This is a genomic window from Flavobacterium sp. OHVDL-2026-0007 (assembly GCF_059882335.1).
Genome location: NZ_CM187612.1, coordinates 4,339,280 through 4,358,190 on the forward strand (window position 1 = coordinate 4,339,280; position 18,911 = coordinate 4,358,190).

At 36.2% G+C, this 18,911-nt stretch carries 17 protein-coding genes; 5 read left to right on the plus strand and 12 right to left on the minus strand.

The window, feature by feature from the left end; translation table 11 throughout:
- Positions 1 to 104: 104 nt before the first annotated feature.
- Positions 105 to 1,244, minus strand: coding sequence for a formylglycine-generating enzyme family protein (locus AC51AA_RS17830; RefSeq protein ID WP_500703541.1), 1,140 nt, complete (start codon positions 1,242 to 1,244; stop codon positions 105 to 107).
- Positions 1,245 to 1,523: 279 nt separating this feature from the next.
- On the opposite strand from AC51AA_RS17830, the gene AC51AA_RS17835 reads away from it, so the two are divergent.
- On the plus strand, positions 1,524 to 2,558 hold the full coding sequence (locus AC51AA_RS17835) for a quinone-dependent dihydroorotate dehydrogenase (RefSeq protein ID WP_500703542.1): 1,035 nt from the start codon (positions 1,524 to 1,526) through the stop codon (positions 2,556 to 2,558).
- Here AC51AA_RS17835 and AC51AA_RS17840 read toward each other — a convergent pair.
- Entirely contained in the window at positions 2,553 to 3,260 is a 708-nt protein-coding gene (locus tag AC51AA_RS17840; RefSeq protein WP_500703543.1) for a DUF3307 domain-containing protein, read from the minus strand. The two genes, AC51AA_RS17835 and AC51AA_RS17840, sit on opposite strands and share 6 nt — an antisense overlap.
- Entirely contained in the window at positions 3,257 to 3,871 is a 615-nt protein-coding gene (locus AC51AA_RS17845; protein WP_500703544.1) for a SatD family protein, read from the minus strand. The genes AC51AA_RS17840 and AC51AA_RS17845 overlap by 4 nt, the downstream gene beginning before the upstream one ends.
- A 214-nt stretch (positions 3,872 to 4,085) precedes the next feature.
- On the opposite strand from AC51AA_RS17845, the gene AC51AA_RS17850 reads away from it, so the two are divergent.
- The 4 genes from AC51AA_RS17850 (at position 4,086) to guaB (ending at position 8,653) form a co-directional block, all read left to right on the plus strand.
- On the plus strand, positions 4,086 to 4,952 hold the full coding sequence (locus AC51AA_RS17850; RefSeq protein ID WP_500703545.1) for a hydroxymethylglutaryl-CoA lyase-like TIM-barrel protein: 867 nt from the start codon (positions 4,086 to 4,088) through the stop codon (positions 4,950 to 4,952).
- Positions 4,953 to 5,028: 76 nt separating this feature from the next.
- Positions 5,029 to 5,580 (plus strand): hypothetical protein, encoded by a 552-nt coding sequence (locus AC51AA_RS17855; protein WP_500703546.1) that lies wholly within the window; start codon positions 5,029 to 5,031, stop codon positions 5,578 to 5,580.
- Positions 5,577 to 6,974 carry a DUF5723 family protein gene (locus AC51AA_RS17860; RefSeq protein WP_500703547.1) on the plus strand — a complete coding sequence of 466 codons (1,398 nt, stop codon included), beginning with the start codon at positions 5,577 to 5,579 and terminating at the stop codon, positions 6,972 to 6,974. Before AC51AA_RS17855 ends, AC51AA_RS17860 begins: the two co-directional genes overlap by 4 nt.
- A 206-nt stretch (positions 6,975 to 7,180) precedes the next feature.
- Positions 7,181 to 8,653, plus strand: coding sequence for an IMP dehydrogenase (gene guaB, locus AC51AA_RS17865; protein WP_500703548.1), 1,473 nt, complete (start codon positions 7,181 to 7,183; stop codon positions 8,651 to 8,653).
- A 73-nt stretch (positions 8,654 to 8,726) separates the two neighbouring features.
- Here the strand turns inward: guaB and AC51AA_RS17870 are convergent, their stop codons facing one another.
- The 9 genes from AC51AA_RS17870 to AC51AA_RS17910 form a co-directional block, all read right to left on the minus strand.
- Complete coding sequence (locus AC51AA_RS17870; RefSeq protein ID WP_500703549.1) at positions 8,727 to 9,614, minus strand: L,D-transpeptidase; 888 nt, start codon at positions 9,612 to 9,614, stop codon at positions 8,727 to 8,729.
- A gap of 120 nt (positions 9,615 to 9,734) precedes the next feature.
- Positions 9,735 to 10,340, minus strand: coding sequence for a hypothetical protein (locus AC51AA_RS17875; RefSeq protein WP_500703550.1), 606 nt, complete (start codon positions 10,338 to 10,340; stop codon positions 9,735 to 9,737).
- Between the two features lie 41 nt (positions 10,341 to 10,381).
- Positions 10,382 to 10,963 (minus strand): NUDIX domain-containing protein, encoded by a 582-nt coding sequence (locus AC51AA_RS17880; RefSeq protein ID WP_500703551.1) that lies wholly within the window; start codon positions 10,961 to 10,963, stop codon positions 10,382 to 10,384.
- Between the two features lie 57 nt (positions 10,964 to 11,020).
- Positions 11,021 to 12,292 (minus strand): adenylosuccinate synthase, encoded by a 1,272-nt coding sequence (locus AC51AA_RS17885; RefSeq protein ID WP_500703552.1) that lies wholly within the window; start codon positions 12,290 to 12,292, stop codon positions 11,021 to 11,023.
- A 94-nt stretch (positions 12,293 to 12,386) separates the two neighbouring features.
- Positions 12,387 to 12,845 (minus strand): Fur family transcriptional regulator, encoded by a 459-nt coding sequence (locus tag AC51AA_RS17890; protein WP_500703553.1) that lies wholly within the window; start codon positions 12,843 to 12,845, stop codon positions 12,387 to 12,389.
- 88 nt (positions 12,846 to 12,933) lie between these two features.
- Entirely contained in the window at positions 12,934 to 15,153 is a 2,220-nt protein-coding gene (locus AC51AA_RS17895; protein WP_500703554.1) for a RelA/SpoT family protein, read from the minus strand.
- A 268-nt stretch (positions 15,154 to 15,421) separates the two neighbouring features.
- Positions 15,422 to 16,213, minus strand: a complete 792-nt coding sequence (locus AC51AA_RS17900) for a TrmH family RNA methyltransferase (RefSeq protein WP_500703555.1) — start codon at positions 16,211 to 16,213, stop codon at positions 15,422 to 15,424.
- Between the two features lie 152 nt (positions 16,214 to 16,365).
- Positions 16,366 to 17,451, minus strand: a complete 1,086-nt coding sequence (locus AC51AA_RS17905; protein ID WP_500703556.1) for a phosphoglyceromutase — start codon at positions 17,449 to 17,451, stop codon at positions 16,366 to 16,368.
- A 104-nt stretch (positions 17,452 to 17,555) separates the two neighbouring features.
- Positions 17,556 to 18,887, minus strand: coding sequence for a DUF58 domain-containing protein (locus AC51AA_RS17910; RefSeq protein ID WP_500703557.1), 1,332 nt, complete (start codon positions 18,885 to 18,887; stop codon positions 17,556 to 17,558).
- Positions 18,888 to 18,911 lie beyond the last annotated feature (24 nt).

Below are 18,911 nucleotides of genomic sequence, written 5' to 3' on the forward strand. Positions count from 1 at the left end.
CAAAAGGCAGTACAAATCTAAAGTTCTGTGGTTTTAGTCATAAGAATGATTTTTTTGCCTGTATTTTGATTCTCTAAATGCCGTTTGTAGTGTTTAAACAAATTTTAATTTACCTGAACGCATCTAAAGCCGGTATGATTGGCAGGGGATTGATAATCTCCTTTTCCTCTAGTGCCTACCATATAACGGGTGCAATACTGATCGGTACATAAAAAAGAACCTCCACGTTGTACTTTTTTGGCTAGTCCCGGTTCTGCTGGATCGTAGGAGGAGTCAGGACCTTTAGGGTTTTTTGCTATGGTGCCTGTTTGGCTTAAAGTCGAGTAGTAGTCGGCCGTGTACCAGTCGTTTGTCCATTCCCATACGTTTCCTCCTATATCGTAAAGACCATAAGGATTAGGGGCGAATTGAGCAGTCGGTGCGATGCCTATATAACCATCTTCTCCGGTATCTCCATTTTCCATTGGAAAGTGACCTTGATAGATATTCGCTTGAAATTTACCTTTAGGTTTTAGGGTATTTCCCCAAGCATATAATTGACCCGATTTTCCACCACGGGCTGCAAATTCCCATTCGGCTTCTGTTGGGAGTCTTTTTCCCGCCCATTTGGCGTAAGCAGCGGCATCTTCAAAGGAAATTTGCACTACAGGATAGTTTCCTTTTCCTTTTATAGAGCTCGTTGGTCCTTCAGGATGTCTCCAGTCTGCTCCTCCCATATAAGTCCACCATTGCATGTAATTGTCTAAAACTACTTTTGCAGGAGTAGGGGTGAACACGGCTGATCCGGCAATTAAATTTTCTAAGGGTACTTCAGGATATTGCTCATGAGTGGGCTTTTTCTCGGCAAAGGTTACATAACCAGTGGCTTTTACAAAGGCTTCAAATTGATCGTTTGTTACTTCTGTTTGGTCCATATAAAAACCGTCTACATAAACTTGGTGTATGGGGCTGGCATCTTTTGTTACTCCTTTAATGCTGCATAAACTTTCATCTTCAACATTGCTTCCCATGGAGAATTCTCCTCCTGGAATCCATACCATTCCTTTGGGAGTTTTAGTAGCATCAGGTCTGTTCTTGTTTTCTATGGTGGGTTTAAACAATGATTTTTCTGAAGTATGTGCTGTTTCAGCACATTGCATTGCTTCCTTATTGGCTTGTAGGGTCGTAAATTTGGTGTAACCAAACGCTATAGAAATAATTGAAATCACAAGTAGGGCTACTATCCAATAAGTTTTATTTTTCATTATAATCAGTTTTGAATGCAAAGGTGTTGTTGGAATGTAAAATTATAAAAAATAAGTCCAATTAGTTCTATTTATGTACTAGTATTAAGTGGTTTGCGTTTTCTTGTTTGATTCTTGTAATAAGAATTGTTTTTAGGGGGCTTTTTTTGAGTGTTAACTTGTTGTTGCTTAGTTTTTTAGGGGTTGTTGTGTTGGGTTGGAAACAGTATTTTTGCAAAAAAGAGTCATTTTCAAGTATTATACTTAAATTTGCAACCAAAAAAAACACCACTCTATCTTATGTATAAATTGATAATTCGTCCGATACTTTTTTGTTTTGATCCTGAAGAAGTACATTATTTTACTTTCTCCGTTGTTAAATTCATTTCAAAAATACCTGGAGTTTCTTCAATTATCAAGTCTCTTTATGAGGTAAAAGATAGTCGTTTAGAACGTGAAGTTTTTGGAATTAAATTTAAAAATCCGGTAGGTCTTGCAGCAGGATTTGATAAAGATGCCAAATTATACAAAGAGCTTTCGGACTTTGGTTTTGGTTTTATAGAAATCGGTACGGTAACCCCAGTGGGTCAAGAAGGAAATCCTAAAAAACGTTTGTTTCGACTAAGAGAAGATCAGGCGATTATTAACCGAATGGGGTTTAATAATGGAGGTGTTCTAGAGGCTTTACAACGTTTAAAAAAGAATTCAGGTGTTTTAATTGGTGGAAATATTGGAAAGAATAAAGTAACGCCAAATGAAAATGCGGTTGATGATTATATCATTTGTTTTGATGCCTTGTTTGATCATGTGGATTATTTTGTAGTGAATGTAAGTTCACCAAATACGCCAAATTTAAGAGCATTACAAGATAAAGAGCCTTTGACTGCTTTGTTGCAAACTTTGCAAAACAGAAATGTAGAAAAACAAAAAACAAGTACTCAAAAGATCAAACCTATTCTTTTGAAAATTGCTCCAGATCTTACAGATGAGCAATTGTTGGATATCATTGATATTGTAAAAACAACACAGATTGCGGGCGTAATTGCAACCAATACTACTATTTCCAGAGAGGGCTTGCAATCAGAAAATCAAGGAGAGATGGGTGGTTTGTCTGGAAAACCATTAACGAAACGCTCTACTGAAGTGATTCGTTTCCTTGCGGATAAAAGTAATAAAGCGTTTCCAATCATTGGAGTTGGAGGGATACATTCAGCAGATGATGCTATTGAAAAATTGAACGCAGGAGCAAGTTTAGTACAATTATACACGGGCTTTATTTACGAAGGTCCAGCGTTGATTAAAGCCATAAATAAAAAGGTTTTAGGGCAGTTATAAAAGCAAGGCTTGTACAATAAATCCAGTAAGTATAGCCAGGCCAAAGCTTAGTAAGGTACCAATTAAAACATATTCGGTGAGTTTTCTGTCTTTGGCTTCTTTTAGGTCCCCAAATCTAAAGATAGATTTGGCAGCCAAAAGAAAACCGATGGCTTCAAAATGGCCAGTTAAGATAAAGCAGAAAACAAACAAGCGTTCTAAAATGCCAATATAATTTCCAGCATTGGCTAGTGAATTGTCATGGTTGCTATTCTGACTTTCGGGGTTCCAGATGGAGATAATGGTTTTGATAAAAATGGAGGTGGGTTTACTTATAAATAAAACTCCCGTTAGGATGATCCAGAATTGATCAAGTAACCAAAAATGAATAATGTTTTTATTTTGATACAGTAGTGTAATAGCGACTAAAATCAAAATATGTGCAATTTGATCTGCTATAAACCAGCCTCGTTTTGTCTTTTTTGTTTGAAAATGTAGTTTAATTACATCCAAAAAACCATGTGTTATGGCAATAAAAAAGGCATAAGGAATAAACTGAATGTCGCCCACTAAAAGTGTGGCAAAAACGCCATGTAAAAGCACATGAAGATAGAGGTAAATGCTTTGGTGTTTTTTGGTCTCTTTGTCCACTACCCAAGAGTTTGGTTGGAAAATGAAATCACCTAGTAAATGCGCTAAAAATAGTTTTATAAATAAAATCATAAGGCGTTGAGTTGTTTTATTTGCGCTCTAAAATAACGATCTAAAGACAGTACCAAATCAAATTGAGCGCGTTTTTGTCTGCGGCTCACAGCGGCTTGATTAATGCCTAATTTTTGTCCCAGTTCCTCTTGTGATAAACTAGGGTTTTCTATAGCAATAGCGACAAATTCGGCCGATTGCGCGAGCCAATTGTTCATAAAGGTCAGAGCTAATTGAATCATTAAATTCATCTTTTCATCGAATGCTTGGTCGCCAGTTCGTAGGGCCAATGTGAGCTTCTGTTTTTTTAAGGTCTCAAAAACTTCTCCAGAATGTATAAAAGCAGAGCCATTACTTTCTGTTATTTTTTCAGCTTGATAGCTTACGTTCCCAAGACCTATGCTCATTCGAGCATCTAGCTTTAAGGCTTTTAAATGGGCCTTGATTAAAATGGCAGCTAATAGCGCTTCTTCAGGATTTTTTATTTCAAGCTGAAATTCGTCTCCTCTATAAATTTCCCATTGACTTGGTGTTACTCCAAATCGAGCTAAGATCTTTTTTAGGTTTTCTACCCAATCTTTTGTCTTTTGTTGTCTTGAGCCAATTAGGTCTCCTGTAATTACACTGGTCATGATGTTCAAATATAATTAAAATAATTCAGTTTATATTATTACAAATATACGTAATATTTTTAATTATTACGTTTTTTGGTAATATTGAGGTGTATTACGTTTTTCGGTAGTGGAAAGCCTTTGGCGAATGATGAAATAAAAGAGACAAAGAAAATTTATTCTCTTTTATTTCTTTAAAAAAGAAACTAACTTAGCCTCTACAAATGAATAAGCTTTGAATAAAGAAATCAAGATTATCGAATGTCCACGTGATGCTATGCAAGGCATCAAAACTTTTATTCCCACTAAAAACAAAGTGGCTTATATACAAGCTTTGTTAAGAGTTGGTTTTGATACGATCGATGTTGGAAGCTTTGTGTCTGCTAAAGCAATTCCACAAATGCAGGATACAGCGGAGGTTTTGGCGCAACTAGATTTGTCACAAACCAGTAGCAAGTTATTAGCGATAATAGCCAATACACAAGGGGCTGTATCGGCTTCAGAGCAAGAAACTATTCATTATTTAGGATTTCCTTTCTCTATATCGGAGAATTTTCAAATGCGAAACACGCACAAAACCATCGCGGAATCCTTGGTTACTCTTGAAGAAATTCTTGAAATAGCTGATAAAAAAAATAAGGAAGTGGTGACTTATCTTTCAATGGGTTTTGGGAATCCTTACGGAGATCCTTGGAATGTGGAAATCGTGGGAGAATGGACCGAAAAATTGGCTACAATGGGGGTGAAAATTTTATCGCTTTCCGATACCGTTGGAAGTTCAACACCAGAGGTGATTCAGTATCTTTTTTCAAATTTAATACCAAAATATCCTCATATTGAATTTGGAGCTCATTTGCATACAACGCCCACTAGTTGGTTTGAGAAAATAGATGCTGCAGCTAAGGCCGGTTGCTTGCGTTTCGACGGGGCTATTCAAGGTTTTGGAGGCTGCCCAATGGCTACAGATAAACTGACGGGAAATATGCCTACAGAAAAGTTGATTTCGTATTTTACAGCTAATAAAAAAATAACGGGACTGAATTCTTTGAGTTTTGAAAGTGCTTACAATGAGGCTTCTAAATTGTTTGGTGCATTTCATTAAAATAAGTATATTTACTTTGTTAGGGCTTAGTAATACAATTAAAATTATGAGTATATCTTCTTAATACAACTAATTAATGAAAGCAACCTCTTTAGGCGGAATTTGTAAAATTTTATTGTTGTGCTTGTTGTTTTTATCATGTTCAAGTGATTTGAACTTTGATCAGGCTAAAGATTTAAAATTAGAGCCCGTTTATGTGGCTAATTTGGCGTATTTTGATCTTCCTGCAAACCAAATTGTAGCCGATGGAACCCCCCAAGAGGTAGAAGTTGACGAACAAGAATTTGATGCTTTTAGAGATAAATTTTTTAGAGATAATCTAGTCAAAGCAGTGCTTGATTTTGAATTGGATAACACCATAGCGCGAGCTTTTACCATTGAGATTGTTCTGAAGAATTCGAGTAATCAAGATCTTGATGTTATTACAATAAATAGCCCAGCTTATTCAGGTACAACTAATATTACAAAGCAATCTGAAATTTTTGAGGGTCAGAAATTAGCTCTTTTAAAACAGACCACGAAAATTGCGTTTAGGGTTCAATTAGCTTCTGGTGCGCCCTTAGGTCAAAATAGTAAAGGCAATTTAAAATTGCGATCTTCTGCAACTGTTTATATGCTAATCGAATGAAGAAAGCTATCTTTTTTTTGATGCTCATTTCTCAGGTGGTTTGTTTGGCTCAAAACAAGGCAGTGCTGTATAATTTTACTTCAATTCCGCAGGCATCACTCGTAAATCCAGGAGCAGATGTATCTTATAAATTTTATTTTGGAGTTCCAGCTTTATCTGGAGTTTCGGCCAATCTCGGATCGAGTAGTTTTTCTGCCTATGATTTATTTGCCAACGACGGAATCGATTTTAATGATAAAGTGCGTAGGGTAGTGGGTAAATCTTCTAATAAGGACAGGGCTCAGGTCAATGAACAACTTGAATTATTTTCAGGTGGTTTTAGAGTGGGAGGTATCGATAGTAAGTCCTATATATCCTTTGGTGCTTATCAAGAACTTGACTTTTTAATGTATTTCCCAAAAGACATGGCTATTCTAGCCTTAGAGGGAAACAGGGATTATATTGGTAAATCATTCCATTTGTCTGATTTTAATCTTAGAGCTGAAGTACTGGCTGTGCTTCATGTAGGGTTTCATAAAAAGTTTAGTGAAAAGTTGGTTTTAGGTGGTCGGGCTAAAGTGTATTCAAGTGGTGCTAATGTCAGCTCTACCCAAAATTCGGGATATATCTATACAGGACAAAGTACCAGAACACCTAATCTTTATACGCAAATAATTGACTCCGACTTAGAGTTGAAAAGTTCGGGTCTTGCTCGTTTTACCAAAGACGACTATGAGGGGAGTATTCCTAAAGATATTGCGCATAATACTTTTTTTAATGGAAGTCTCGGTTTGGGTTTAGATGCTGGATTTACGTATTATCTGAAAGAAAATCTTCAATTGACGGCTAGTGTCGTTGATCTTGGTTTTATAAAACATTCAAAAGATATTGAGACTTTAACCTACAAAGGAAAATACCAATATGAAGGGGTTAATCCTAGCTTTGATGACAATGATGAGCCCGAGAATGTTTTTGATGATTTTGAAAAGGCGATCCCTCGTGATACCCTTTATCATAAATACACGACTTGGAGGCCGGTAAAATGGTATTCCTCTATGGAGTATTCATTTGGTGAATCAAGATCAGATGATGCGTGTAATTGTAAGGGGGCTGTTAAAAAGCGTTATCTGAATGCCTTTGGAGGACAAGTGTTCGTAATGAGTTTGCCAAAACAACCCTATATGGCGCTAACGGCTTTTTACAAACGAAGTATTTTTGAGAAATTAGAGGTAAAGGCGACCTATACATTTGATCGCTTTTCTAATAAAAATATCGGGCTAGGGTTCTCAGGTACAGTCGGAAAAGTGAATCTCTATGCTTTAGTTGATAATATACTTGAATATAGAGATGTTTCCAAGGCCAATAGTTTGGCATTTCAATTTGGTCTTAATTTTATTTTTCAAGATTCGCAGTGATCATTTCTTAACGGAACAAGTAAAATTTGCGCCATGGACTGCCTTTGTTAGTGAGAAAAGTCTAAGTGTTGGTCTGCTAAATCGATGTTTGAGGGGTGTTTGTATTTGTAGGTACTTTCTTGTGAATGTAAATTTATGAATAAGTTAGTATTCAAGTTTCCAATTTATTCACTATATTTGCACGCAATTCAACTAGAAATTGCAACATGATAGCACACAACTCCAAAATTATCGGCGAAGGTTTAACTTACGATGATGTTTTATTAGTACCTAACTACTCGAATGTGCTTCCTCGCGAAGTGAGTATCAAATCAAAATTTTCAAGAAACATAACACTTAACGTTCCTATAGTGTCCGCTGCTATGGATACCGTTACTGAAAGTTCTATGGCTATTGCTATGGCGCAAGAGGGTGGAATTGGTGTTTTACATAAAAACATGACTATCGAGCAACAAGCTGCGAAAGTCAGAAGAGTGAAGCGTGCTGAGTCTGGAATGATTATCGATCCGGTAACATTACCGATGACTTCAACAATTGCAGACGCAAAAAGTGCAATGAAAGAATTTGGAATTGGTGGAATTCCTATCGTTGACGAAAACAGAATCCTAAAAGGAATTGTTACTAACCGTGATTTGCGTTTTGAGAAAAACGGTGCTAGACCAATTGTTGAGGTAATGACCAGTACAAACTTAGTTACGGTTGCCGAAGGAACTTCATTAGAACAAGCTGAAGTTGTTTTACAAGGTCACAAAATCGAAAAATTACCTGTGGTAAATGCCAATTATGAATTAGTTGGTTTGATTACCTTTAGAGATATTACCAAGTTAACGCAAAAGCCAATTGCCAATAAGGATGTATTTGGTCGTTTAAGAGTAGCTGCAGCTATCGGAGTTACTGGTGATGCTGTTGAAAGAGCTGCTGCCTTGGTAGCGGCAGGAGTAGATGCTATTATTATTGATACGGCACACGGACATACAGAAGGTGTAGTGAATACCTTAAAAGAAGTAAAATCAAAATTCCCAGGAATAGATGTAATTGTTGGAAATATTGCTACACCAGAAGCCGCTAAATATTTAGTTGCAAATGGAGCGGATGGAGTAAAAGTTGGAATCGGACCTGGTTCTATCTGTACAACTCGTATCGTTGCAGGTGTTGGTTTTCCACAATTCTCTGCGGTTCTTGAAGTAGCTGCGGCTATTAAAGGAACAGGGGTTCCAGTTATTGCTGATGGAGGAATTCGTTATACAGGTGATATTCCTAAAGCAATTGCTGCAGGAGCTGACTGTGTAATGTTAGGTTCGTTATTAGCAGGAACAAAAGAATCTCCAGGAGAAACTATTATTTTTGAAGGAAGAAAATTCAAATCATATAGAGGAATGGGATCTGTTGAAGCTATGGAAGGTGGTTCAAAAGATCGTTATTTTCAAGATGTTGAAGATGATGTTAAGAAGTTAGTTCCAGAAGGAATTGTAGGTCGTGTTCCTTATAAAGGAGAATTAAACGAAAGTATGCTTCAGTTTGTTGGAGGTCTTCGTGCAGGAATGGGATACTGTGGTTCAAAGGATATTCCAACTTTACAAGAAACAGGACGTTTTGTTCGCATCACGTCAAGTGGAATTACAGAAAGTCATCCACACAATGTGACTATTACTAAAGAAGCGCCAAATTATTCAAGATAATAATTGGTTTTTATATAAAGCAAAAAGCATAAGATTTGATTCTTATGCTTTTTTTTTTGACTATGATTGTGCTTTATGGTGTTGTAGTTTGTAGTTCTTCTTCTTCTCTGAGTTTTTGATTTGTTACGATCTTTTGTATAAAAGGTTTTATTTGGCTTACGATTTCAGACTCAGAAATGTCTAAAGCTTTTGGATCTTTAATTAATTGCAACCAAGGTTTTGGAGCATCAAAATTATAACTTCCAAAAACGAGTACGGGAGTACCTTTTACCTTAATATTTTCTCTGTCCGCTAAGATCCACTCATCGGCCCATTTATAGAGGAATTTGGCATCGTCTTGTTCTAGTCGTAAACAAGAGTGAGAGGCGGGATAACCCGGTAGTGTGTACTCGTGAAAACCCACACCCAGTTTGTTTTCGATATTAAAATTCCATTTTAGTTCCCATTCATCATTAAAGGTACTGGTTGTTTTTTCTGCTTTCCAGTTGGTAAAAAACAAACCCGTTGGAGTAGGATCTTTTTTTCTTCCCATATTGGTTGGACCTGTTCGAACCAATTCTCCATTTTCATAAGCAGCAAATGCCTGAGTAGGGTAAGAGAAAAGAATGATTTTGGAGACAGGTTCTAAAGCAGAAATATGCAATGGAAATGGAAAATAGTACACCATATCACCACTAAAGTCATCTGGAATAACTACCGAGTCGATTTTAGTGAAATTTGCTTTATCTGTTCGGTTAATAGCGTAGGCTATATTGAGTTTGGCCAGGTCATCTTTATTGGTGGCCAGCCATTGTTTGGTGTTTTCTATATGGAAACCAGTGGTTTTGGGTTTCTGATGTGTAATTACTTTTTTAGCGCTATTGGCTTCAGAGGGATTTGTACTTGGTTCTGCTTTTTTACAAGAAGATAGTAGTAAAAGTGCATTTAATAGTATAATTGACGTGCTGTATAACCTTCTCATATATAATATTTTAGACTAGTAAAGTTATTCAATTTGTGAGAGAGATAATTACATAATTATAGCAATTGTTTGTTGGATTATCATATTCTTTTATTAGGGGATTAGCGGCCGAAAAAAAAATTACTGTAATTTAAAATAAGTTTTGGTAACGGTGCCACAAACTATTTCAGTTCGTCCTATTTCGGTTTTTTCTCCGGTAAAGGTGGTATTTAAGTGGCCTGTTTTTTCGTCGAGATAGTAGCTCCAGATGTCTTGGTCTGCAAAAATCAATTCATTATAGCCTAACTCTCGTGCTAAAGTATCGTGATAAAGTATTTTTTCGGATTTGGTTAATTTCCAGGTTTTAGCGCCTTTGGTTAATTCGAAAAACTGAATTTCGCTAGGATTTATGGTGATCATATTTCCCACTATGCTGTCTTCTCTAATACCCCATGAAGGTCTGTCGTCAAACATTTTCCAACTTCCACATAGGTTAGTTATTAAATCTTTGCGAAGGGTTGTTTTGAGGGAGTCGGCTCTTTTTAAGCAGAGTGCAGCAATTTCGGTTTTAGGATTGAGCCAGTTGGTGTAGTAGAATTTATTTAGTGCCTGGTTTAACTCTGCGTTTTTTAAATAGGTAGTGGCTAGTTGGTATTCTTGGAGTTGATCAGCTTTGGTTTTAGTATTGTTTTGAGCCCATATTTGGAAAGACAATAAGAAGGATATAAGTAGTGTTATTTTTCTCATTTATGGGCTTTTTTTTTAACTGAAAGATACTCAAAATAGGATTAAATCAATCCTTTTATCTTGGCATGTTGCAATAATAGAATAGTTTTAGCATCTAGAATTTCGCCAGATTCGATCATGGCGTAAGCCTCATCAAAAGTGTATTCCAGTACTTCAATGTTTTCTTGTTCGCTATCTAATCCTCCACCTTCGCTTACTTTCATACTATCGTTGTATTCTCCCAGGAATAGGTAAAGAATTTCGGTTACAGCGCCCGGTGACATATAGGTTTCTACTACTTTTTGAACTTTAGTGATGCGATATCCTGTTTCTTCTTCGGTTTCACGAATAATACAAGCTTCAGGGTTATCTTCGTCTAAAAGACCTGCACAGACCTCTATCATCATGCCAGTGGCGTTACCATTAAGAAAAGTTGGCAAACGAAATTGCCTTGTTAGGATAACTGTTTTCTTGTTGGTATTGTATAACAATATGGCAGCACCATTTCCACGGTCATAGACTTCACGAACGTGTGTTTGCGCTTTTTCATTTTCTTTTTGATATTGGAAAGTAACTTTGTTTAAGAGGTACCAATTGTCTGATAATAAAGAAGTGTCGGTTATTTTGATTTTTGGGTTTTGCATCTTGATAATAGTTTTATATAAAAAAAACGCCCTGATAATCAGAGCGTTTAGTGTTTTTTATTTCGTTATTGTTTGTTTTCTGTCTGGTCCAACCGATACAATTTTGATTGGCACTTCAACTTCTTTCTCAATAAATTCAATATATTCCTTTAGCTCAACTGGTAATTCATCGTAAGTAGTCATTCCTGTTAAGTCAGCTTGCCATCCTTTGAACTCTTTGTAAACAGGAGTTACGTTCTCTGGCTCGATGTTATAAGGGAAGTGAGCGATGTTTTCTCCTTTGTAGTTGTAGTGTGTACATACTTTTAATGTATCGAATCCTGAAAGAACATCCCCTTTCATCATCATTAATTGTGTAACACCATTTACTTGAATAGCATATTTTAAAGCTACTAAGTCTAACCAACCACAACGTCTTTGTCTTCCTGTTACAGATCCAAATTCGTTTCCAACTTTAGCCATCGTAGCACCAACTTCGTCAAAAAGCTCAGTAGGGAATGGACCACTACCTACACGAGTAACGTATGCTTTGAAGATTCCGTAAACTTCTTTGATTTTATTAGGGGCAATTCCTAGACCAGTACATGCTCCAGCTGCAGTTGTATTGGATGAAGTTACGAAAGGATAAGTTCCGAAATCAACATCTAATAAAGAACCTTGAGCTCCTTCACATAGAATAGATTTACCCGCTTTTTGAGCTTGGTGCATGTATTCTTCACTGTCAATAAAGTCTAATTTTTTTAATTCTTCGATCGCTTCAAAAAATTCTTTTTCAAGCTCAGCTAAATTATATTGAATAGCAACATCATAAAAAGCAATCATCGCTTCATGTTTGTCTGCTAATGCTCTGTAACGTTCTTTGAAATCTTCTAATTCAATATCTCCAACACGTATACCATTTCTACCAGTTTTGTCCATATAAGTTGGACCAATTCCTTTTAAAGTAGAACCAATTTTTGCTTTTCCTTTTGATGCTTCAGAAGCTGCATCTAATAAACGGTGCGTTGGTAGAATTAAATGCGCTTTTCTTGAAATGATCAGTTTGCTTTTAATGTCAAGGTTGAATTTCTCTAAACCTTCAATTTCTTTTTGAAAAACTACTGGATCGATTACAACTCCATTTCCGATGATGTTGATTGAATTTTTATGAAAAATTCCTGAAGGAATGGTTCTTAGTACATGTTTGATTCCGTCAAACTCTAATGTATGTCCTGCATTTGGTCCTCCTTGAAAACGTGCAATAATATCGTAATTAGAGGTAAGAACGTCAACAATTTTTCCTTTACCTTCATCTCCCCATTGTAATCCTAGTAATAAATCTACGGTCATTCTGTTTTAATTTGCGTTGAGACAATTTAAATTGTCCTACTGATTAATGTAGTAATTTTCTTTTTTTATATTTTTTTAATAATACCGAATCGGATTATTCTTTTTTCTTTTTATTTCCGTAAAAATATAGTGAGTGATTGGTGATTTCAATATCAAATATTTCTTCGATTGTTTTTTTGATGGTTTGAATTCTTGGGTCACAAAATTCAATAACCTCACCTGAATCCGTCATGATGATGTGATCGTGCTGTTTGTCAAAATATGATTTTTCGTAGTAAGCCTGATTTTGCCCAAATTGATGTTTTCTTACTAAGGCGCAGTCTAACAACAACTCTATAGTATTGTATAGTGTTGCTCTACTCACACGATAGTTTTTGTTTTTCATTTTGATATAAAGGTTTTCTATGTCAAAATGTTCTTCGCTATCGTAAATTTCCTGAAGTATGGCATAGCGCTCAGGAGTTTTGCGATGCCCTTTTTGTTCAAGGTACATTGTAAAAACATTTTTTACAATTTCTTGATTTTTAGTGTTGTCAGTTGAAATGAGTGTCATATCCGGCAAAGATAATTTTTTATTTTTAATGAATAAAAGTTTCGGGTTTAAAGTTTAGTTATAAAACCCCTATCGATAGGTTAAAAAGTTAGGTTCTGTATTCTCGTGTCACTTTATCTACGCCATCAATTTTCTTAATAGCATTGATCATTTTCTTAAGAATGGTGTTGTTTTGAACAATAACGGCAATCTGGCCATGGAAAATCCCAGCATCTGTGCTCAGAGAAATACTCTGGATGTTGACGCTCATATTGTTCGAAATGACACGAGTAAGCTGGTTGGTGAGTCCTAGGACATCCATACCGGTAATATTGATGATGGCTTTGAATTCTTCTTGAGAAGAATCAATCCATTTGGCGCTCATGATGCGGTAGGCGTAGTTGGACTGCATGCCAATGGCGTTTGGACAGTCTTTCTTGTGTACTTTGATTCCTTCATTGATCGTGACAAATCCAAAAACGTCATCCCCTGGAATAGGGTTGCAGCAAGGAGAGAGTTTGTAGTCGAGCTTGTCGTGTTCGGTTCCAAAAACCAACATGTCGTAATTGCTGCTGATTACGGGTTTGTGAATGTCGTCGGCGGCAGTGTCTTTATTTCTTTTGATTTTATTTTTAAAGAAATTGATAAAAGAGTTGCTTTTTTGAGCCGCATAATCTTTTAACTGCTGATTTTCTATCGCACCAATTCCTACTCTGTAAAATAAATCTAAGCTTGTTTTTAGTTTGAAGAAATTAACTAATTCGTTAATCACTTGCTCGTTGATGGTTATTTTTAGATGTTTTAGTTTTCGAGTCAGTAACTCTTTTCCTTCTTCACCAATTTTTTTAGTGTTCTCGTTGAGAACGTTTTTGATTTTATTTTTTGCTCTTGAAGTGGTAACATATTCAAGCCAGTTGACTGTTGGTTTTTGATTAGCAGAAGTAATGACTTCCACTTGATCTCCACTTTTTAGTTCGTAATTTAGTGGGACCAATCGGCCATTTACACGAGTTCCTCTAGTTTTGATTCCGATTTCAGAGTGTATGCTAAAAGCAAAATCTAAAGAGGTGGCTCCTTTTGGGAGTGATTTAATTTCTCCTTTAGGGGTAAAGACAAAGATTTCTTTTGAATACAAATTCATTTTAAAATCTTCCACAAAATCAACTGCGTTGGTTTCTTGGTTCTCTAAGGCTTCACGAAGTAAATTCAACCAAACATCTAAACCACTTTCTTCGTTAGCTCCGTTTTTGTATTTGTAATGGGCTGCGTAGCCTTTTTCGGCGATTTCATCCATACGTTCGCTACGTACTTGTACTTCTACCCAGCGACCTTTAGGGCCCATTACGGTGATGTGCAAGGCTTCATAACCTGTTGATTTTGGAGAGGAAATCCAGTCACGCAAACGACTTGGACTTGGTCTATAATGATCTGTTACTATAGAGTAAATTTTCCAAGCGATAAATTTTTCATCGTGGGCATCTGATTTGTATACAATTCTGAGCGCAAATTTGTCGTAAACTTCATCAAAGCTTACGTTTTGAGCACGCATTTTCCTGCGAATGGAATAAATGGATTTTGGACGCCCTTTAATGATGTAGTCTATATTTTCTTCATCTAAAGATTTCTTTAGTACTTCCGAGATATCTTTGATATAAGCATCTTGCTCTTCTTTGGTTTCTCTTATTTTGCTGACAATGTCTTCGTAAACATGAGGTTCGGTATACTTTAAACCTAAATCCTCCAGTTTTGTTTTAATGTTATACAGACCTAAACGATGGGCAAGGGGAGCATAAATGTATAGTGTTTCTGAGGCAATTTTGGTTTGTTTGTATTCCGCCATTGAATCCATCGTTTGCATATTGTGCAAACGATCCGCTAACTTTATTAAAATTACCCGCACGTCATCATTTAAGGTAAGGATCATTTTTCTGAAATTCTCGGCCTGCATGGAAGCGTTCAAGTCTCTTTGAACCATCGAGATTTTGGTTAATCCCTCTACTAATTGTGCTACTTTTGGATTGAATAAACGTTCGATATCTTCAACGGTCATCGGTGTATCTTCAACTACATCGTGTAATAAAGCAGCAGCAATTGAGGTAGCTCCCAAACCAATTTCAGACGCTACAATTTTTGCAACGGCAATAGGATGAAAGATATAGGCTTCACCAGATTTACGTCGTTGTTCTTTATGTGCATCAACAGCTACGTCAAAAGCTTTACGAATTAACTTTTTATCAGTAGGACTTAGTGTTTGATAACTAATTCGAAGTAATTCTTTATATTCTTGCGCAATTGCTTTATTTTCTTTTTCAATATCTATTTCTATCATAACGGCATAGTTCAAGTACTAAAAATAGCAATAAGTTTGAACATACGCAAGGGAATGCGCTCTTGATTTAAGAATTCTGAGTTTGGATTTTGCATTAGAAATTTTCAACGGAATCCCCGCTGAAAAAAGAAGTGGTAGGGTGGCGTTTTAGGAAATTGATTCAGATCGACTTAGCCGTAAAATAGATCCATATCAATCATCAGTACAACGTTTAAAATCCTTAAAGTCGGGCTTAGAACTTGTTCCTTCAGAAAGTAGGAAGCGTTTTTTAGTTAAAGCCTCTTTGACGTTTGGCTTCAAAAATTAAAATAGCGGCAGCTACTGAAACATTCATACTATCGATTTCTCCCTGCATAGGAATGATGATATTTTGAGTGGCAGCATCGCGCCAATCTTGGGTTAATCCCGTGGCTTCTGTACCTACAACTAAGGCTGTTGGGGTTGTAAAGTCTTGTGTGTGATAGGAGGTCGAATTTTGTAAAGTAGCACAATAAAAAGCAATCTTTTTTTCTTTTAAGAATGCAATGATTTCGGCAGTGGTTCCCGTGGCAATTTGGTTGGTAAACAAACATCCGACACTAGAACGCACAATATTGGGATTGTATAAATCGCTTTTTGGGTTGGCAATCAATACCGCATCCAAATTTGCTGCGTCGGCCGTACGTAAAAGTGCTCCAATGTTTCCTGGTTTTTCAGGTGCTTCAGCAACTAAAATTAAAGGATTATCCGATAAATTTAAGTCTGATAATTGCATGGATTTGGTTTGGGCTATCGCTAAAATACCTTCGGTGGTATCTCGATAGGCCAATTTTTGATAAACTTCTTTATTGATTTCAATCCTTTCAACAGCACTGTTGATGAGTTTGTTGATTTGATTCTCCGTCACTAAATCGGGTAAAAATAAAACCGTTTCTACTTTGTAGCCTCCCTTTATCGCTAATGAAATTTCGCGTAAGCCTTCAATTAAAAATGTTCCGGTTTGCTTGCGGGCTTTTGCCTTTTCTTGCAATAAAACAAGTGATTTAATAAACGGATTTTGTACGGAAGTAATTTGTTTCATTTTGTTAAGGCTCAAAGTTGCAAAGGCGCAAAGGTACAGAGTTTTTTTTAAAAGAGGGACAAAGCTTTAAAGTTGTACTGGGGCGGGATTTTTTTTTACCTGCAAGACTTTAGAACCTTGCAGGTAGAAAAAAAGAATAAGGTCTTAGTTCTTTATTTTTCAAGCACCTCAGTAATCTCATTGGCTACAGGATGTGGAGCTGTAAAAGTGTATCCCATGATTTTAGCAATGGTTTGAGCAATTTGCTTTTGATACAATTGAGATGCTGTTTTGATTTCTCCTTTTGCTGCTATTTTCGGTCCAATGGCCGCAAACCAGATTTGGGAAGCACCTGGTACATCAGCACCATGATCTGTCCACTGTGTTTTTGTTTGATCGCCACGGCCATGATCTACTGTGATCACTAAGGTAGTTTTGTTTTTGTATTGGGGGTCATTTTGAACAAAATCCCAAATTTCCTTAATCCATTTGTCTACTTGATGGGCAGCGTCAAGATAGGATCTATAGTGTCCTGCATGTGCCCATTCATCTGTTTCTCCGTAAGCAACATAGAGTACTTTTGGTTTTTTTGTTTTGAGTTCATTCAAGGCTTGATAATGTGTAAATACATCTAAACATTCGTCCTGGTGAAATGGTTTAAATGAATTTTCTTTCATCTCATTGAGTAATTTTTGATTCGCTGTTGGTGTAATGCCACCTACTGGATCAAAGGCGGAGATAACTGGAAAGCCACTTCTTTCTTCGTTTAAAATTCGATCAAAAGCATCCCAAGCACCAAAGGCATTTACTTTTCCTTTTAATTTGGGTTGTTGGTTTAAAAATTCTAAAATATTGACATTGGGATTGGCTTTATAACCGTTAGAATTAATGGCAACATCTACGTTTCCTGTCATGATTTCACTATATCCAGGATAACTAAACCAATAAGGATTTGAAACGTCTACTTTATTACCAAGATCGCGATTGCCATAGATCTGCCCTTTAGAGGCGATTTCAGACCATAAAAAAGGCATGATTTTTTTGCGAGATGCTGCAAAATCTTCCCCTGCATATTTCTTATAAATGTACTCTTTGTCTCCTTGATTAAATTTTTTATCGTCGGCCAGAGCTGGATCCATTCCCTTAAAAACTTCCTGCCATCTAAAACCATCAGTAGTGATGATGATGATGTTTTCTGTTTTTTGTGCACGGGACAAAAAGCTGACAAAAACCAGAGCAGCTAAAAGTGTTTTTTTCATAGTTTGTTTTCTTTTATAGGGTTTAATAGCGGTTACTGATCAGAATAAAAGCGTTGGTGGTTTTCGATTATTACTGGAAATGTTTTTATTTGTTTTTGATGCTCTTATAAAATGCCTCTGGACTTAATTTCTAAGTATTTGTTGATGGCATCTAAGGTAAGATTTTCAGGTTGAGTAAGGACAGAATGGATGCCGTATTTTTTGAGTTCGTTGGTTATCAATTTTTTTTCGAACATGAATTTTTCGGCAATTACTTTATCGTAAATCTCTTGGATACTGTCTGCTTTTTTGTTGATAATCTCATTCAATTCTGTATTGTTAAAGAAGACTACCACTAACAAATGACTTTTGGCAATCCCTTTTAAATAAGGTAATTGTCTGTTTAACCCATCCATGGTTTCAAAGTTGGTATACAAAATAATCAAACTTCTTTGATTGATGTTTTTCTTGATATCCACATACAATCGACTGTAATCGCTTTCGAAAAAGTCCGTTTTGATATTGTATAAGGTTTCTAGGATCTTTTGCATTTGGCTGGCTTTTTTTTCTGCAAAAACGCGGTTTTCCACTTTTTTAGAGAAAGCAAAAATACCTGCCTTGTCTTGTTTTTTCAGGATAAGGTTGGATAAAACCAGAGTAGAATTAATGGCATAATCCAATAAACTCAATCCGTTAAAAGGGAGTTGCATCACGCGACCTTTATCAATGGCCATATAAACCGATTGCGATTTTTCGTCCTGAAATTGATTCACCATCAAGGCATTTTTCTTGGCGGTCGCCTTCCAGTTTAAGGTTCTAAGATCATCGCCTTGAACATATTCTTTGATTTGCTCAAACTCCATGGTATGACCAATTCGGCGAATTTTCTTGATGCCGTATTGAAAGATATTATTCGAGAAAGCCAATAGATCGTATTTTCTGAGTTGAATATAGGAAGGGTAAGTGGGTACCATTTTGTCCTTGTCGAAGGTAAATCGTCTTGAAATCAACTTTAAGGGAGAAGTCACATAGAGATTCAAATTCCCAAAGTAATACTCACCGCGCTCTGTAGGGCGTAAATCATAGCTAACTTGATCTTGAGCGGCGGTTTTAATCTTTGTAATAATTTCGAAGTTTCTAACTTGAAATTGAAATGGAATTTCATCAATAATTTTGACTGAAATAGGAAAAGTGTAGTGGTTCTTTATGGTGATTTTTATGGGATTTAAATCTCCATTGGAAAGTTTTTCAGGGGTATCTCTGGTGGCTTGAAGACCTGTTTTTGCTAAAAACAAAATCAAAACATCCAAAACTAAAAAGCTGCTTAATATCAAAAGAAGAAACCAAATAGCTTGGTATAAAATCGGGAATATAAAAGCACAAACAAAGCCTCCGATGATGCTTATAAGCACATAGAAAAAGAAGTTATTGAGGTAAAGACTTTTTAGGATTTTCAATTTAAAAGAGGTTAAAGTTTCTGG

What these genes read in the sequence shown, in the direction of transcription:
- AC51AA_RS17830 (WP_500703541.1), bottom strand. Translation starts at nt 1,244, where the DNA reads ATGAAAAATAAAACTTATTGGATAGTAGCCCTACTTGTGATTTCAATT.
- AC51AA_RS17835 (WP_500703542.1), top strand. Translation starts at nt 1,524, where the DNA reads ATGTATAAATTGATAATTCGTCCGATACTTTTTTGTTTTGATCCTGAA.
- AC51AA_RS17840 (WP_500703543.1), bottom strand. Translation starts at nt 3,260, where the DNA reads ATGATTTTATTTATAAAACTATTTTTAGCGCATTTACTAGGTGATTTC.
- AC51AA_RS17845 (WP_500703544.1), bottom strand. Translation starts at nt 3,871, where the DNA reads ATGACCAGTGTAATTACAGGAGACCTAATTGGCTCAAGACAACAAAAG.
- AC51AA_RS17855 (WP_500703546.1), top strand. Translation starts at nt 5,029, where the DNA reads ATGAAAGCAACCTCTTTAGGCGGAATTTGTAAAATTTTATTGTTGTGC.
- AC51AA_RS17860 (WP_500703547.1), top strand. Translation starts at nt 5,577, where the DNA reads ATGAAGAAAGCTATCTTTTTTTTGATGCTCATTTCTCAGGTGGTTTGT.
- guaB (WP_500703548.1), top strand. Translation starts at nt 7,181, where the DNA reads ATGATAGCACACAACTCCAAAATTATCGGCGAAGGTTTAACTTACGAT.
- AC51AA_RS17870 (WP_500703549.1), bottom strand. Translation starts at nt 9,614, where the DNA reads ATGAGAAGGTTATACAGCACGTCAATTATACTATTAAATGCACTTTTA.
- AC51AA_RS17875 (WP_500703550.1), bottom strand. Translation starts at nt 10,340, where the DNA reads ATGAGAAAAATAACACTACTTATATCCTTCTTATTGTCTTTCCAAATA.
- AC51AA_RS17880 (WP_500703551.1), bottom strand. Translation starts at nt 10,963, where the DNA reads ATGCAAAACCCAAAAATCAAAATAACCGACACTTCTTTATTATCAGAC.
- AC51AA_RS17885 (WP_500703552.1), bottom strand. Translation starts at nt 12,292, where the DNA reads ATGACCGTAGATTTATTACTAGGATTACAATGGGGAGATGAAGGTAAA.
- AC51AA_RS17890 (WP_500703553.1), bottom strand. Translation starts at nt 12,845, where the DNA reads ATGACACTCATTTCAACTGACAACACTAAAAATCAAGAAATTGTAAAA.
- AC51AA_RS17895 (WP_500703554.1), bottom strand. Translation starts at nt 15,153, where the DNA reads ATGATAGAAATAGATATTGAAAAAGAAAATAAAGCAATTGCGCAAGAA.
- AC51AA_RS17900 (WP_500703555.1), bottom strand. Translation starts at nt 16,213, where the DNA reads ATGAAACAAATTACTTCCGTACAAAATCCGTTTATTAAATCACTTGTT.
- AC51AA_RS17905 (WP_500703556.1), bottom strand. Translation starts at nt 17,451, where the DNA reads ATGAAAAAAACACTTTTAGCTGCTCTGGTTTTTGTCAGCTTTTTGTCC.